The sequence below is a fragment of the Amphritea atlantica genome, assembly GCF_900111095.1.
Taxonomy (GTDB): Bacteria; Pseudomonadota; Gammaproteobacteria; order Pseudomonadales; family Balneatricaceae; genus Amphritea; species Amphritea atlantica.
The window spans coordinates 37,769-54,316 of the sequence record NZ_FOGB01000019.1; the positions used below are offsets into that span (position 1 = coordinate 37,769).

Annotated in this window: 10 protein-coding genes; 4 read left to right on the top strand and 6 right to left on the bottom strand. The window is 51.4% G+C overall.

The genetic code is table 11. The features are described from left to right. Window positions 1-411: 411 nt before the first annotated feature. A complete protein-coding gene (locus BMY09_RS20400; RefSeq protein WP_245756644.1) occupies window positions 412-1,770 on the top strand; it encodes an O-antigen ligase family protein in 1,359 nt (452 codons plus the stop codon). Window positions 1,771-2,010: 240 nt separating this feature from the next. Here BMY09_RS20400 and BMY09_RS20405 read toward each other — a convergent pair whose 3' ends face one another. The 6 genes from BMY09_RS20405 to pdhR form a co-directional block, all read right to left on the bottom strand. After that, the gene (locus tag BMY09_RS20405; RefSeq protein ID WP_175483613.1) at window positions 2,011-3,378 is read right to left on the bottom strand and encodes an MBL fold metallo-hydrolase RNA specificity domain-containing protein; all 1,368 of its coding nucleotides are present in this window, start codon (window positions 3,376-3,378) and stop codon (window positions 2,011-2,013) included. A gap of 456 nt (window positions 3,379-3,834) precedes the next feature. Further along, window positions 3,835-4,839, bottom strand: a complete 1,005-nt coding sequence (locus BMY09_RS20410) for an NAD-dependent epimerase (RefSeq protein WP_091361931.1) — start codon at window positions 4,837-4,839, stop codon at window positions 3,835-3,837. Window positions 4,840-4,988: 149 nt separating this feature from the next. Continuing rightward, window positions 4,989-6,329 carry a UDP-glucose dehydrogenase family protein gene (locus BMY09_RS20415; RefSeq protein ID WP_091361933.1) on the bottom strand — a complete coding sequence of 447 codons (1,341 nt, stop codon included), beginning with the start codon at window positions 6,327-6,329 and terminating at the stop codon, window positions 4,989-4,991. Between the two features lie 810 nt (window positions 6,330-7,139). Then, window positions 7,140-9,113, bottom strand: a complete 1,974-nt coding sequence (gene aceF / locus BMY09_RS20420; protein WP_091361934.1) for a dihydrolipoyllysine-residue acetyltransferase — start codon at window positions 9,111-9,113, stop codon at window positions 7,140-7,142. Between the two features lie 33 nt (window positions 9,114-9,146). Then, on the bottom strand, window positions 9,147-11,804 hold the full coding sequence (gene aceE, locus BMY09_RS20425) for a pyruvate dehydrogenase (acetyl-transferring), homodimeric type (RefSeq protein ID WP_091361959.1): 2,658 nt from the start codon (window positions 11,802-11,804) through the stop codon (window positions 9,147-9,149). 353 nt (window positions 11,805-12,157) lie between these two features. Continuing rightward, window positions 12,158-12,922 carry a pyruvate dehydrogenase complex transcriptional repressor PdhR gene (gene pdhR, locus BMY09_RS20430; protein WP_091361961.1) on the bottom strand — a complete coding sequence of 255 codons (765 nt, stop codon included), beginning with the start codon at window positions 12,920-12,922 and terminating at the stop codon, window positions 12,158-12,160. A gap of 391 nt (window positions 12,923-13,313) precedes the next feature. Between pdhR and BMY09_RS20435 the strand changes: the two genes are divergently transcribed. From BMY09_RS20435 to BMY09_RS20445, 3 genes are all read left to right on the top strand, one after another. Further along, window positions 13,314-14,387, top strand: coding sequence for a TRAP transporter substrate-binding protein (locus tag BMY09_RS20435; protein ID WP_091361936.1), 1,074 nt, complete (start codon window positions 13,314-13,316; stop codon window positions 14,385-14,387). A gap of 209 nt (window positions 14,388-14,596) precedes the next feature. Further along, window positions 14,597-15,127 (top strand): TRAP transporter small permease subunit, encoded by a 531-nt coding sequence (locus tag BMY09_RS20440; protein ID WP_091361938.1) that lies wholly within the window; start codon window positions 14,597-14,599, stop codon window positions 15,125-15,127. Then, window positions 15,127-16,512 (top strand): TRAP transporter large permease, encoded by a 1,386-nt coding sequence (locus tag BMY09_RS20445; RefSeq protein WP_091361939.1) that lies wholly within the window; start codon window positions 15,127-15,129, stop codon window positions 16,510-16,512. Before BMY09_RS20440 ends, BMY09_RS20445 begins: the two co-directional genes overlap by 1 nt. The last annotated feature ends 36 nt before the right edge of the window (window positions 16,513-16,548 follow it).

Consider the following 16,548-nt stretch of genomic DNA (forward strand, 5'->3'; position numbering starts at 1 on the left):
CTCACCACCGAGAACACAGAGTACACCGAGGCAAAGATAGCTATAACAAAAGCTCTTCTCTGTGTTCCTCTGTGTCCTCTGTGGTTAACAGCTCTTGCTCTGAAAAAAAGCTCTTACAAAAATCCCTTCTCTGTGCCCTTAGCATGCCCTTTGGGTTCTGTGGTGACGTGCTCTTCTTTAGAATCTTATCGCCCCTGGTACCCAGAGGGCATGCCAAAGAGGCTTCTACAATACATCCTCCTCCGTAGGAACCACGCCCCGGAGCGATAAAACTTCGCGGAGAAAACTCAGAGGCACCTTTTTTCTATCTGTTTTTTCTGTTTCTATAGCCTGACGCTGTATTTACGGTAGAATCACCGGCTTACAGATCAGCTAATGCACTCAGGATTATCGGCTGCAAGGACTCAGGCGTTGAACAGCTCTACCGCTTCACACAGATCTTCCGTTTCAGACACCCCAGACACCTCGCTGTTTTATAGTTTTCTGGTCCTGCTGGTGTGGATTCCTCTGCCACTGGGCAGCAATAAACCCTGGGCTGTCAGCCTGCTCTGCTTTGCCGTATTTACCCTCGCGATTATCTGGCTGCTGTTATTTATCCGTCAGCGCATCAACCTGACACCCACTTTTCTCAGCAGCCTGCCAGTTGCTGCGCTACTGCTATGTGCCCCTTTATGGGCTTTGCTGCAGGTGCTGCTTAATATCACCATTGATGCCGCAACCACCCTGCAGGATGCCCTGCTGGGTTGCGCCTTAGTGGGCCTGTTCTGCCTCACCACCCTGCTGGTGCGCAGCAAGCGACGCATCAGATTGCTCTGCTATGCACTGGTCGGCAGCGGGCTGTTTCAGGCGGTTTATGGCAGCATGATGACCCTGACAGGCGTTGAATATCTGTTTTTTGTGGAAAAAGAACATTACCGGGGCCTGGCAACCGGCACCTTTGTTAACCGCAACCACCTGGCGGGCTATCTGGAACTGACGCTGTCGGTGGGCATAGGGATGATGATATCGACGCTGGATGGCGTGCGCTCGGTAAACTGGCGTGATTTCTTTCGCCGGACACTGACCACACTACTGGGTAATAAAGCCCGGCTGCGGATTATTCTGGTGATGATGGTGGCCGGGCTGGTGATGACCCACTCCCGCATGGGCAACAGCGCGTTCTTTTCCAGTCTGGCGATTGCCGGTGTTCTGGCCCTGATACTCAGCCGCCGTTCAACCAAAGCGACCATTATTCTGATCAGCAGCCTGATTATTATCGATATCTTTGTGGTCGGCACATTTTTTGGGGTAGATAAAGTTGTCGAGCGTTTAGAGAACACCTCCGAAAATTCGGAAACCCGAGACGAAGTAAACACTTACACTCTGCAAGCGATACAGGACAACCTGTTTACCGGCAGCGGTGCCGGAACCTATTACACCAACTTCCCCGCCTATCGGAAATATGATGTCGGCAGCATCTTTTATGACCATGCCCATAACGACTATTTTGAGTTTGCCAGTGATTACGGTGTGGTTGTCACCGGTTGTTTACTGCTGGCTGTTCTACTGGTGTTTATCTCTGCTATCAGGGCGCAGATAAAACGCCGCAATCCCCTGATGCGGGGCCTCGCTTTCAGCGCCACCATGGCGATTATCGCCCTGGCGATTCATTCAACAGTCGACTTTAATCTGCAGATACCAGCCAATGCCGCCACGTTTGTGGTGATTTTAGCCTTAGGGCAGATCTCACTTCATCTTAAGAGCCGGGGACATAGAAGCCGAGGTCCGTAGTCCGAGCGCTGCGCTTGTCCGAGATCAGGAAGAACATGAATTCTTGCCTGTAGGGGCCCCTTTAGCATGCCCTCTGGGTACCAGGGGCGATAAAATCTATCGCGGCGGGACGCCGCTCCTACAACACATCACACTCCGTAGGAGCCCCGTCCCGGGGCGATAAAACCTATCGCGGCGGGACGGGGCTCCTACAGGGTGCCAACATCTGGTTTTCCCCTTCGGGCGATAAAACCATCGCTATTAAGGAATAATGATTTCGGTTTCTGGTGTGATCTTTTTTAACTCCCCTTTCAACACCTGCTTCGCTTCTTTATCCCCATGGACTATACGGATCTCCTTGGGCTTGAAACGCATCCTTTTAACAAAATTAATCAGGTCTTTTTGATCGGCATGGGCTGAATAACCACTGATGGTATACACCCCTGCCCGGATATCGATCTTCTCGTTATCAAGATGGACATAGCCACCAGTTGGGCCATATTTCTGAATATCATGCCCGGGGGTACCTTTGGCCTGATAGCCGACAAATAGCACCTCCGTCCGCGGGTCTGGCAGAAGTGCTTTAAGATAGTTAACGATCCGTCCACCCGCGCACATGCCGCTGGCAGCGATGACAATGGCTGGTCGGCCACTGCTTTTGAGGTAGTTCACCAGCTTCAGGTGCTGGCTATGTGAATCTATTGTGATCAGTTGCTCAAAAGCCAGTGGATGCCGCCCATGCTGCTTGCGTGTTTTTGCCTCAGCATCCCAGAGAGTGCTCAGTTCTCGATAATGCTGAGTGAATTTAGCGGCCAGAGGCGAATCGACGATCACATCGATATTTTCCCAGGCAGAGCCTTTCTGCCGGTGGATAATATCTTCCAGCTCGTAGAGCAGTTCCTGCGTTCTGCCGATGCTGAAGGCCGGAATCAGCACCGTGCCCGCATCTTTCAGACAATGGGTGATAATATTCTCAAGCTGTTTGCGCCGGTTACGCCGGTTTTCATGAAGCTTGTCGCCATAGGTGCTTTCTATTATCAGCCGGTCGGCGCGCCAGGGTGCTTGCGGAGCAGGAAGTAACGGGGCATAGGGAGCGCCAAGATCCCCTGAGAACAGGATAATCTCTTTTTTATCATCGACGCTGCACTCAAACTCGATATAAGCGGACCCCAGAATGTGACCAGCGGGCTTAAAGCGAAATCTCAGCCCCTCTACCGATTCAACCGGATACCACTGTTTATACTCTACGGGCTGGATCTGTTGTGACAACAGATTAAGAAACTGACGGATTAAGGTTGTATTGCGTGTAACACCGATCTTCAGTGCATCTTCCAGCACTAACGGTAATAACCGGGCCGTCGCTTTGGATACGTAGACAGGCCCGTTAAAACCTGCAGCCATCAGCGAAGGGATTCGTCCGACATGATCGATATGACAATGGGTGATAAACAGTGCTTTAACGCTGGTTACAGGGAAGTCGAGCTTGAGATTATCCGATTCAGCACCTGAAGCCTCTGCGCCCTGAAACATGCCGCAATCGATCAGCACGCTGGTGTTGTTATCTAACACAAGCTCATGGCAAGAGCCGGTTACGCCTGTAGTTGCGCCGTGGTGTTTTATATTAATCATATGAACATTCCTTGTTCTTAAAATGCGTAGATTGTAGGAGGCGCGCTGGTATGCCCTTTGGGTACCTCGCGGCGATTATTTTTAAATTGTGCCACCTGATAGATTTATCGCGACGAGGGCGTCCCTCCCACAAGTCCTTGTCACACAGTAGGAGCCCCGTCCCGGGGCGATAAAACCTCGCACGGATACCCAAAAGGCGTGCTAAGCGCACCGGGTAAATTCATTTAAAAAGCTCTTCTCTGTGGACCTCTGTGTCCTTAGCATGCCCTTTGGGTACTGTGGTAAAACGCTCTTCTTTAAAATCTTATCGCCCCGAGACGGGGCTCCTACAACACATTCTCCTCCGTAGGAGCGATAAAACCTCGCGGCGTTTTATCGCCGCGGGGGCGCGCCTCCCACAAGTCCTTGCCACACAGGAGCGAGTCTGAGGTCCGCTGACAAGCATAGCGTTCGGCTTTAACCGTAAAACCCTTTATACCATTCCACAAACTTTTGCATGCCGTCTTCGATGGTGGTGCTGGGTTTGAATCCTACGGCGTTTTGCAAACTGTCGATATCAGCATAGGTGGCGGGTACATCACCTGGCTGCATCGGCAGGTACTCTTTTTTCGCTGTTTTTCCGGCAGCGCTTTCAATCGCTTCGATAAAGCGGCTGAGTTCGATCGGTTCATTATTGCCGATATTGAATACCCGGTAGGGGGCACTGCTGCTGTCGGGGCTGGTTCTTGGATTGTTTTCATCCGCCTGAGGGATAACATCCTGAATGCGGATTACCCCTTCAACGATATCATCCACATAGGTGAAGTCGCGCAGCATCTTACCGTGGTTGAACACTTTGATGGGACGGTCTTCGAGGATCGCGCTGGTGAACAGGAACGGTGCCATATCCGGGCGTCCCCAGGGGCCGTAAACCGTAAAGAAACGCAGGCCGGTGGTGGGGATACCGTAGAGATGCGAATAACTGTGCGCCATCAGTTCATTGGACTTTTTCGTGGCGGCATACAGTGACACAGGATGATCAACACCGTCAGCGGTGGAGAACGGCATTTTGGTATTCATGCCATACACCGAAGAGGAGGAAGCATACACCAGATGCTTTACATTGTTCTGACGGCAACCTTCCAGAATGGTCATCATGCCGGTCAGGTTGGAATCAACATACGCAAATGGATTTTCCAGTGAATAACGCACCCCGGCCTGAGCCGCCAGATGGATAACCCGGTCAAAACCACTCTCTGCAAACAGCTTCGCCATCCCTTCGCGGTCGGCCAGATCCAGTTTTACAAAGCTGAATTCTGGGTACTGCTCCAGACGCTGCAGACGGGCTTCTTTCAATGCAGGATCGTAGTAATCGTTCAGGTTATCCAGCCCGATCACTTTATGCCCTGCCTGACAGAGGCGCTCTGATACAAAGTTGCCGATAAAGCCGGCGGCGCCGGTGACGAGATAGGTGAGTTGCATATTGATGTTAACCCGGAAGGATAAGAATTTAAGATGGGCTAATTATCGCCGCTGGAAGCGGCTCCTACAAGTCAGGATTTTTCGCGACGGGGGCGTCGCTCCCACACAGGCAAGTGAAACTCTGTAGGAGGTACGCCCTCGTGCCGATTTTAGCCTTGTTTAATAGACAACCCCCGGCCTATCGCATAGTAGCTGAAGCCCCGGTCTGCTAAACGCACCGGATCATAGAGGTTACGGCCATCGAAGATAACCGGTTCAGACAGCTGCGCTTTGATCAGATCGAAATCCGGTGCCCGGAAGCTTTGCCATTCGGTACAGATCACCAGCATATCCGCGCCATTCAGGGCAGCTTCTTTGGTGCCCATCAGATTCAGATCGGCGCGGGAACCGAAGATACGCTGGGTTTCTTCCATCGCTTCCGGGTCATAGGCCTGCACTTTCGCACCCGCTTCCCAGAGCAGCTGCATCAGCACCCGGCTGGACGCTTCGCGCATATCATCGGTTTTCGGTTTGAACGAGAGCCCCCAGAGAGCAACGGTTTTGCCAGCGATATCACCGTTAAAGTGACGGTTTATCAGCTCAAACAGCTTGGTTTTCTGTTTCGCATTTACCGCTTCAACCGCTTTCAGAATTTTAGAATCGTAACCGATCTGTTCAGAGGTTTTCACCAGCGCCTGAACATCTTTCGGGAAGCAGGAACCACCATAACCACAGCCCGGATAGATAAAGTGGTAACCGATCCGTTCATCAGAGCCGATACCGTTGCGGACATTCTCAATATCTGCCCCTACCATCTCCGCAATATTGGCCATCTCGTTCATAAAGCTGATTTTGGTTGCCAGCATGCAGTTGGCCGCATATTTAGTCAGCTCGGCACTGCGAACATCCATAAAGATGATGCGGTCGTGGTTGCGGTTAAAGGGCGCATAAAGCTCGGTCATCACATCTTTAACGTGGTCGCTGTCGGTCCCGATAACAATCCGGTCCGGACGCATGCAGTCACTGACCGCGGCCCCCTCTTTGAGGAACTCAGGGTTGGAGACCACATGATATTCCAGCTCAGCACCACGGGCCGCCAGGGTTTCGGCGATGGTTGCTTTGACCTTATCACCGGTCCCCACAGGCACGGTGGACTTATCGATGACGATGCGCGGCCCAGACATATAAGTGGCGATGGTTTTTGCCACGGCCTGAACATACTGAAGATCGGCAGAACCATCCTCATCCGGGGGGGTACCCACGGCGATAAACTGAAGCTCACCAAACTCAACGGCTTCTTTGGCATCGGTGGTGAACAGCAGACGACCAGCTTCGTAGTTTGACTGCACCAGAGGTGTCAGGCCGGGTTCATAGATCGGGATGATGCCATTTTTGAGGTTTTCTACCTTCTGCGCATCCACGTCAACACAGCAAACCTCATGACCGACTTCAGCCAGGACCGCCGCCTGAACCAAACCTACATAACCTATACCAAAAACAGTAACTTTCATGTGCTGAGTACCCTTTTACAGCAATTTATCTGGTCAGAATGATACCAGCCTTAATGCCGCATTTGCGAAATTTATCCCGACCAAACCGAGCGGTATATTATGGCGGAGATATTACCATAGGATGACCTGAGAGCCGAAGTCTGAGAGCGGAGGTATGAAGATGTAATTCTGGTGGGAGGCGCGCTGATATGCCCTTTGGGTACCTCGCGGCGATAGCTTTTGAATTGTACCTGCTGATGGTTTTATCGCCGCGGGGGCGCGCCTCCCACAAATCTTTCCCTCAAATCTCCCACTAAAAGCACCTGTTACTAAGGTGCCAATATCTGATTTCCCATTGTAGGAGCTCCTTTAGCATGCCCTCTGGGTACCTGGGGCGATAAAAACATTGCTGCTGGTACCCGGCATGCTAAGCGCAACGGGCAGGTTCATTTTGAACGCCTTTCTCTGTGGACCTCTGTGTCCTTAGCATGCCCTTTGGGTACGGTGGTAAAACACTCTTCTTTAGAATCTCATCGCCCCTGGAAGGGGCTCCTACAACACATTCCCACCCCGTAGGAGCCCCTTTGGCATGCCCTCTGGGTACCAGGGGCGATATCGCAATCGCGAGTCAAAAAAAAGCCCCTGCTCAATGATGAGTAGGGGCCCGAGTCATGGGTACAAGAATAACCATGGAAACTATAAAAAATAAGGTTGATACGACAGCCTGCACACTGCCGTATCTGGCCCGGTGTTTTACCACCGAACCTCCGGTGACCTGCCGCCCGAAGGCGTTGGGTAACCGGAATTCAGGTAATCACGGAAAAATCCGGATTACATAACCATGCGACGGACATCGCTCAGCAGCTGGTTGAGGTAGGTCAGGAAGCGACCCGCATCACTGCCGTTAATCGCACGGTGATCGTAAGACAGGCACAATGGCAACATCTTACGTGGTTCAAACTCCTTACCGTTCCAGCGCGGTTCGATATCCGCTTTGGAAACACCCAGAATGGCCACTTCAGGGGCATTAACGATTGGCGTAAAGCCAGTACCGCCAATACCGCCCAGGCTTGAGATGGTGAAGCATGCGCCCTGCATCTCAGTTGGCTTGAGCTTACGATCTTTGGCTTTACCCGCCAGTTCAACCGCTTCCAGCGACAGCTCGTAGATGCTCTTCTTGTCTGCGTCCTTAATAACAGGAACCATCAGGCCGTTCGGAGTATCAACTGCCATACCGATGTTGACATACTTCTTGTAAACAATGTGCTCACCGTCGGCATGCAGCGAAGCGTTAAACTTCGGATGCGCTTTCAGGGCGATCGCAATCGCTTTCAGCATGAATGGCAGCGGCGTCAGCTTCACTCCGTTACGGGCCGCTTCGTCTTTCATCTCGGCACGGAACGCTTCCAGATCGGTAATATCCGCTTTATCAAACTGAGTCACATGGGGGATGTTCAGCCAGCAGCGGGACATGTTGGCCGCCGTCAGCTTGTGGATCTTGGACATCTTCTCCATTTCGATCTCACCAAACTGGCTGAAATCGACTTCAGGAATTGCAGGAATACCCGAACCGCCAGTCACCGCAGCAGCCGGTTTCTCGGCCAGCTGTTTCAGGGCACCTTTAACGTAGGCCTGAACATCCTCTTTGAGGATACGCCCACGTGGACCTGTACCGGAGACCAGAGAGAGATCAACACCGAACTCACGGGCCGTGGCACGAACCGCCGGACCTGCGTGAACGTTCTTGTTTTTCTTCTCCAGGGCTTCACGATCAACACTGCCCCTTGCAGCAGGCGCAGGGGCTGCCGCTTTCGCCGGAGCAGGTGCAGGTGCAGCCGGTGCAGATGCTGCCGCAGGTGCTGGAGCCGCAGCGGCGGCCGGTGCAGGCGCTGCTCCGCCTGCCACTTCCAGTTGCATCAGCAGCTGACCTTCGTTGACCTGATCACCCTCGTTAATTTTCATGGACTTAACCACACCAGCTTTCGGGGCGGGCACTTCCATCGACGCTTTGTCGGTTTCCAGCACGATCAGGGAATCGCCTTCGGCAACGGTGTCGCCATCCTTAACCAGCACTTCAACCACATCAACGTCGGTGGCTCCGCTCAGGTCTGGAATCAGCACATCTTCAACGCCACCCGCCGTTGGGGCAGGCGCAGCCGCAACAGGAGCAGGCGCTTCAGTCGCAGCGGGTTCGGCAGCAGGTGCCGGCGCGGCGGCCGCAGGCGCAGCACCTTCGATCTGCAGATCACACAGGTGATCGCCTTCGTTGGTGGTGTCGCCCTCTTTGATCTTCATCGATACCACGACACCGGCTTTCGGTGCAGGTACTTCCATTGAGGCTTTGTCGGTTTCCAGCACGATCAGGGAATCACCTTCCGCAACGGTGTCACCATCCTTCACCAGGACTTCAACCACATCAACGTCGGTGGCACCACTCAGATCGGGCACCAGTACTTTCTCAACCGCACTCGCGGCTGCAGGCGCTGCGGCTGGTGCCGGTGTTTCTGCCGCAGGTGCAGGCTCAGCCGCAGGAGCTTCAGCAACCGGAGCAACCTCTTCAACCACCAGACCGGTATCCAGTACCACGATGGCCTGGCCTTCGTTACAGGTACCGTCCGCTTCAACCAGAATCTCTTTCACCGTACCCGCGTGGGTAGATGGCACCTCCATCGATGCCTTGTCGGTTTCCAGAACGATCAGGGAATCGCCCTCAACCACAGTGTCACCAACCGCTACACAGATCTCAACAATATCTACGTCTGTGTAACCACCAATATCAGGAACCGTAATGTTTACAGTACTCACGTTATTATCCTCTCTTAAAAGTTCAGCTTCGGGTTACACAGTCCAGGGGGCTGGTTTTTCCGGGTTTATGCCAAACTTCTGCATCGCTTTGGCTACAACAGTACGCTCAATCTTGCCCTCTTCAGCCAGAGCTGTAAGCGCAGCAACAGTGACGTAGTAACGGTTCACTTCGAAGAACTCACGCAGTTTCGCGCGGGTATCGGAGCGACCAAATCCATCGGTACCCAGTACTTTGTATGTGCGCGGGATATATTCACGCAACTGGTCCGCATAGATTCGCATGTAGTCAGTGGAGGCAATAACCGGACCTTCGTGGCCATTCAGACACTCGGCCAGGTATGAGGTACGTGCTTCCTCTTCAGGGTGCAGCATATTCCAGCGGGCAACACTCTGAGCATCGCGACGCAGTTCGTTAATCGAGGTGGTGCTCCAGATATCGGATTCAACACCGAACTCATCCCGCAGGATATCTGCCGCTGCAATCACTTCACGCAGAATCGTACCGCAACCCATCAGCTGTACTTTCTTATCGGAGTCTTTACCTTCCTGCAGAACATACATCCCTTTGACGATGCCTTCCTCAGCGCCAACCGGCATGGCTGGGTGAGCGTAGTTCTCGTTCATGGTGGTGATGTAGTAGAACTTGTTCTCTTTGTCCTGGAACATCCGCTTCAGGCCGTCCTGTACGATCACGGTCAGCTCGTAACCAAAGGTCGGATCGTAAGAGACACAGTTTGGAATCATCTGCGCCATCAGGTGAGAGTGACCATCCTGGTGTTGCAAACCTTCACCATTCAGTGTGGTACGACCTGAGGTAGCACCGATCAGGAAGCCACGGGCCTGCATATCACCTGCCGCCCAGGCCAGATCCATGATCCGCTGGAAGCCGAACATAGAGTAGTAGATGTAGAACGGCACCATGGTGCAGTTGTTGTTGCTGTATGAGGTCGCACACGCCATCCATGCAGACATAGCACCGGCTTCGTTGATACCCTCTTCGAGAATCTGACCGGTCTTGGACTCTTTGTAGAACATGATCTGGTCAGAATCGTGCGGTACGTAGCGCTGCCCCGCTGAGGTATAGATACCCAGTTGACGGAACATACCTTCCATACCAAAGGTACGGGCTTCATCCGGCACGATCGGTACAACCCGCTCGCCCATATTCTTATCTTTCACCAGTGTGCTCATCACCCGGTTGAGCACCATCTGGGTGGACATTTCGCGCTTACCGCTGTCTTTCAGCTGTGCTGCGAAGGTATCCAGTGGTGGAATTTCCAGGGCATCAAAGTCGCTGCGACGGGTAGGATAAACACCGCCCAGTTTATTACGACGCTCCATCATGTACTTCATCTCTGCAGAATCAGGAGATGGACGGTAGTATGGAACCTCTTTCAGCTGATCATCGGTCAGCGGAATGTTGTGGTGGTCACGGAAGTCTTTCAGATCATCCATCGCCACTTTCTTCATGGAGTGGGTGTCGTTCTTCGCCTGACCCGACTTGCCGGTACCGTAACCTTTAACGGTTTGCGCCAGAATAACGGTTGGCTGACCCTTATGGTTCATCGCTGCATGGTAAGCTGCGTAGACCTTATAGGGATCGTGGCCACCGCGGTTGAGGTTCATGATGTCATCGTCTGACAGATCCTTAACCATCTCCAGCAGTTCAGGGTATTTACCGAAGAAGTGCTCACGGGTGTAGGCACCACCGTTGGCTTTGTAGTTCTGCAGCTCACCGTCACAGACCTCATCCATGCGCTTTTGCAGCAGACCTTTTTCATCATTTTCAAACAGTGGATCCCAGTGACGGCCCCACAGACACTTGATGACATTCCAGCCAGCACCGCGGAATACACCTTCCAGTTCCTGAACGATCTTACCGTTACCACGAACAGGGCCATCCAGACGCTGCAGGTTACAGTTAACCACAAATACCAGGTTTTCCAGCTGCTCGCGGCCTGCCAGGGAGATCGCACCCAGAGATTCAGGCTCGTCACACTCACCGTCACCCAGGAATGCCCAGACTTTACGCTCGCCACGATTGATCAGGGAACGGGCTGACAGATAGCGCATTACGTGCGCCTGATAGATCGCCTGAATAGGGCCAAGACCCATCGATACAGTTGGGAACTGCCAGAAGTCAGGCATCAGCCATGGGTGTGGATAGGATGACAGGCCCACACCATCGACTTCGCGACGGAAGTTATCCATCTGCTCTTCGGTCAAACGGCCTTCCAGATAGGCCCGGGAATAGATCCCAGGAGAGATATGCCCCTGGAAGAACACCAGATCACCTTCGCGATCGCCTTCAGAGCCGTGGAAGAAATAGTTAAAACCGATATCGTACAGTGTTGCAGAGGAGGAGAAGCTGGAGATATGACCGCCAAGGCCGTCAGAGTTGTCATTGGCGCGCATCACCATCGCCATCGCGTTCCAGCGGATAAAGGAACGGATACGGCGTTCCATAAACAGATCGCCCGGCATGCGGACTTCATCTTTCGATGAAATAGTGTTGCGGTATGGGGTGGTCAGTGTTGAACCTGCGCTAACGCCCATATCAGCAGCTTTTTCACCCAGCTTTTTCAGCAAGTAATGGGCACGCTCTTCGCCTTCATGTTTGGCTACCGATTCAAGCGCTTCAATCCACTCACTGGTTTCAATAGGATCAATATCGTCGATATATTCTTGCACTTTGCCTTTCTCCACTATTCTTGTCTTGTCTTGCACTCAAAACCAGGTATCCCAATCATCCCGGCGTCAGGTAAACTCTGTTAAGAATAGAAGTTATCAGTAAAAAAGCAGGTAAAAAAACAACGATTTCAGTAGAAGCCGATGATTTTACAGATTTTTATCACTTTGCCCTGCCCACTGACACTGCTATAAATGTCTTAATGAGTTCAACAACAGGCTTCATGCTGCACTGCAGCAGGCCTGCCTTTTTTTGTTATCATTTTTATTTTGTAGTAATACTACAAAAAAACAGATTTAATGTCTACATAGATGGTATGAATAGCCATTAATGTAGTTTTTATACATAAGACAGATTACAGCGTTGTTACATCAGCCCGACGCAACGCTCTTTTAAGGCGGGTATTCTCTTTCCCCTGCTCCAGCAGGGCATCTTCCACATAAGCCAGATGATCATGGGCCGCTTTGCGGGCCTTTTCCGGCTCACCTGCCAGGATCGCTTCCATCAGCACAGAATGCTGGAGGTGAATTTTTCCGCGAATATCGCTTTTCGGATAGATATCCTGCAGGTTTTCCCAGATATGCTGACGCAGCAAACTGAACAATGCTCTCATCATGTGCAGCAATACCATATTATGGGTTGCTTCGGCGATTGCCAGATGAAAATCCACATCTGCATACACCTCTTTATCGAACTCCTTACGGTCATGAAACCCCTGCAGGGCATCATAGCGGGCCCGGATATGCTCTTTATCGGCGGGAGTGCTGCGCAGAGCCGCATAATATGCCGACACGCCCTCCAGCGCATGACGAAACTCCAGCAGATCATACTGGGCCTCAGGATGGGTTTTGAACAGCTCCAGCAGCGGGTCAGAGAATGCTTTGCCCAGATCTTCCGAGATATAGGTCCCGCCCCCCTGTCGGCTCACCAGCACCCCTTTCGCCGCCAATTTCTGTATCGCTTCTCTTAATGAGGGACGGGACACTTCAAACTGCTTAGCCAGTTCCCGCTCCGGAGGCAACTTCTGTCCGGGTTTAAGGGTGCCTTCCAGAACCATCTCTTCCAGCTGCCCCATGATGACATCCGAAATTTTGGGTTGCTTCACTCGCTGATACGCCATCTGACCATCTCCGCCAGCCATTAATTTCTCAATTCTGACTCTTTAATTATTAATTTTAAGGACGCTTATGAACGCGACCAAAACCAACAGATAAAGCACCGCCACCCCCGGCAGGCACTTTAAAAGTTGCCAGCACCACCATTTGCAAACTGGTCTGACCATACTGTTTGTTATTGATTTGTATAAAAAATAGCGCTTTTTACAAAAAAGAAGCTAAGTTTATTACTTACAAAAGCATTGACAAGACACCGCGCAAAATTCTAAGGTAGCGACTAATTGCATGGTAAATTGGTATTACCAATTATTCAAGAACAATTTTAAAGGCACCCGAATGGCCTGTTCTGAATCCGGCAAAGAAAGACAAAAACAACAAACATCATGAGGGAAGATCATGAATACATTCGCAAAGGCCCTGGTCTCTGCAGCTGTAATCACAACAGCTATGACGGCAACAACCACAGCAGTACAAGCGGCAGATAAGTTACTTCTGAAAACACCAATCGCTTTCGGATCACACCTGCCCGCACTGGGAACTCCCATTAAGTGGGTCTCTGAACAGTTACCGATTATGAGTGATGGCTCGATTAAGATGAAAATCTACGAGCCGGGCAAACTGGTAGGCGCGAAGGAGATTCTGGGTGCTGTTTCATCCGGTAAAGTAAACTCTGGCTATGCCACCGCAGGTTACTGGCAGGGTAAGATTCCGGCTGCTGCGCTGTTCTCCGCCGTACCATTCGGACCGGAAGCTGGCGAATATATGGCCTGGCTCTATTACGGTAATGGCATGAAACTGTATCAGGAGATGTATGACTCCAACGGTTATAACGTTCACGTTATGCCTTGTGCGATTATCTCCCCGGAAACCTCCGGCTGGTTCAAGAAAGAGATCAATACACCAGAAGATCTGAAAGGTCTGAATATGCGTTTCTTCGGTCTCGGCGCATCGGTGATGGAAAAACTCGGCGTATCCACCTCTCAGCTACCCGGTGGTGAGATCTTCGGCGCACTGGAGAAAGGTGCAATTGATGCCACTGAATTCTCTCAGCCAGCGATTGACCAGCGTCTGGGTCTGTACAAAATCGCCAAATACAACTACTTCCCAGGCTGGCACCAGCAGGCAACTGTCTTTGAACTGCTAGTGAACAAAGATACCTGGAACAGTATGAGTAAGGGCCAGCAGGCTATTCTCGACAACACCTGTAAAGCATCCGTGACTAACGCGATTGCTGAAGGTGAAGCGATGCAGTTTGATGTCATGGCTAAAGCGAAGGAAAACGGCGTGCACATCCGTTACTGGAACGACACCATGCTGAAAACCTTCGAAGATAAATGGAACGAAGTGGTCGCTGAGAAAACCGCTGAGGACCCATTCTTTAAGAAAGTCTGGGATGACCTGAGCACCTTCCGTAAAGGTTATGACCTTTGGGAATCCAACGCATTTCTGCCTCGCGCTAAAAATAACTGAGCATGAAGCAGATATGACTTAGCAACACAGGGGCTGATTAGCCCCTGTGTTTAGTCTGTCGGTTTTAAATCTGTTCTGAAACCTGAGAGCACTCTGCAAAGAGGCGGCCAACGCCGCTGTTTTACAGAGTTTTTTCAAAACTTATTCATATACTGACGTTACAAACGTTAACTCCTAATACAATAAAAAACTGGTAAAGGTGCATTATCGTGAACGAGCCTAACAGCCTGCCTTCGGTCCCTCTGGCGGACAGCATTGACAGGGCCATCCAGAAAATCGGCCATATGATCGCCTGGGTCTATGTCATTCTGGTACTGGTCATTATTACTCAGGTGATTCTGCGAAAAGGGTTTTCTAATGGCCTGATCGTTTTAGAAGAGCTGGAATGGCACTTATATGCACTCGGCGTGATGTTTGGTTTGTCTTATGCGCAGACCACTAACTCACATATCCGGGTCGATCTGTTTTATTCATCTTTCAGATCAAAAACCAAATATATTATTGAAATATTGGGCATCCTGCTGTTAGTGCTGCCTTTTATCTCGGTTATCTTTATCCACAGTCTTGATTTCGTTGCGGATTCCTATCGTATCGATGAACACTCAGAGTCCCCTTCGGGCTTGCCCTATCGCTGGCTGGTCAAAAGTGCTATTCCCGCCAGTATGTTGCTCTTGGGTATCGCGGTAGTGTCACGTCTGTACCGTGACACGGTTTTACTGTTTAAAGGGGACAATGCGTAATGGAAATTAATGAAATTCTTGTTATTGCGATGTTCCTGTCGTTCATCGTGTTACTGTTTACCGGTATTCCGGTGGCCTGGGTTCTCGGCGGCGTAGGCGTTGCCTTTGCCCTGATCGGTTATCTGGCCGACACCTATTTTGATACTATTACCGGGCTGGATTTTCTGACGCTGGGTCTGGTGGTTAACCGCCTGTGGAAGATAATGGACAACTGGATACTGGTTGCCCTGCCGATGTTTATCTTTATGGGGATAATGCTCGACAAATCCGGCGTGGCAGAGCGTCTGATGAACTCTATGCAGGAGTTGTTCGGCCGGGTACGCGGTGGTCTTGCCATCACGGTTACCGCTATCGGTATTATTCTGGCCGCCTCTACCGGCATTATCGGGGCTTCGGTGGTACTGCTGGCCGTCATGTCGCTACCCTCTATGACCAAACAGGGCTATTCCATGCCTTTAGCATTGGGCACCATTGCCAGTGCAGGTACTCTCGGTATTCTGATTCCACCCAGTATTATGCTGGTAATCATGGCCGACCAGTTGGGTCTCTCCGTTGGTGATCTGTTTATGGGCGCAGTATTCCCCGGTCTGATGCTGGGTGCGATGTATATCATCTATATTCTGGTTGTTGGTAAGCTCAAGCCTGAAGCCGCACCGATTCCACCAGATACAAAACCGGTGACCTTTCAGACCGTTGTCTCTGTTCTGAAGGCGGTATTGCCTACCCTGCTGCTGATCTTCGTCGTTCTGGGCTCCATTTTTGGTGGTTTTGCCACGCCAACGGAAGCTTCGGGCGTAGGTGCATTTGGTGCGACCCTGCTGGCAGTGTATAACCGCAAATTCAACTTCCGGGTACTGAAAGAGGTGATGCAGGGAACCTACAACACCACGGCTTATATTTTCGCTATCTTTATCGGTGCCACCTGTTTCGCCCTGGTTTTAAGGGAACTGGGCGGCGATGAGCTGATTGAGTCTTTCCTGACCGGTCTGCCATTTGGTCCTTACGGTATTATCTTCTTTATCCTGGGGGTGATCTTCCTGCTTGGTTTCTTCCTCGACTGGATTGAGATCACACTGATTATTCTGCCATTGCTGGCACCGGTTATCTCCGCACTGGGACTGGATATAGACGGTTATGGTGTAGTCGATAATCCTGAGCTGGTGTGGTTTGTGATGCTGGTTGCGATGGCGCTACAGACCTCGTTCCTGACACCGCCGGTGGGCTTTGCCCTGTTCTATCTCAAAGGTGTTTGCCCGCCGAGTGTTAAGCTGAGCGATATCTATAAAGGCGTTATTCCGTTTATCCTGTTGCAGCTTATCGGTCTCCTGGTGCTGGTTTTCGTCCCGCAACTGGTACTCTGGCTGCCCGCTGCAGCTTACGGCTAAACACTCCCGGTAGCCGCATATATAACATGTTTAGTA

Excerpts from the sequence above, each read along its gene's own strand:
- BMY09_RS20405 (WP_175483613.1), bottom strand. The coding sequence starts at position 3,378 with ATGATTAATATAAAACACCACGGCGCAACTACAGGCGTAACCGGCTCT.
- BMY09_RS20410 (WP_091361931.1), bottom strand. The coding sequence starts at position 4,839 with ATGCAACTCACCTATCTCGTCACCGGCGCCGCCGGCTTTATCGGCAAC.
- BMY09_RS20415 (WP_091361933.1), bottom strand. The coding sequence starts at position 6,329 with ATGAAAGTTACTGTTTTTGGTATAGGTTATGTAGGTTTGGTTCAGGCG.
- pdhR (WP_091361961.1), bottom strand. The coding sequence starts at position 12,922 with ATGGCGTATCAGCGAGTGAAGCAACCCAAAATTTCGGATGTCATCATG.
- BMY09_RS20435 (WP_091361936.1), top strand. The coding sequence starts at position 13,314 with ATGAATACATTCGCAAAGGCCCTGGTCTCTGCAGCTGTAATCACAACA.
- BMY09_RS20445 (WP_091361939.1), top strand. The coding sequence starts at position 15,127 with ATGGAAATTAATGAAATTCTTGTTATTGCGATGTTCCTGTCGTTCATC.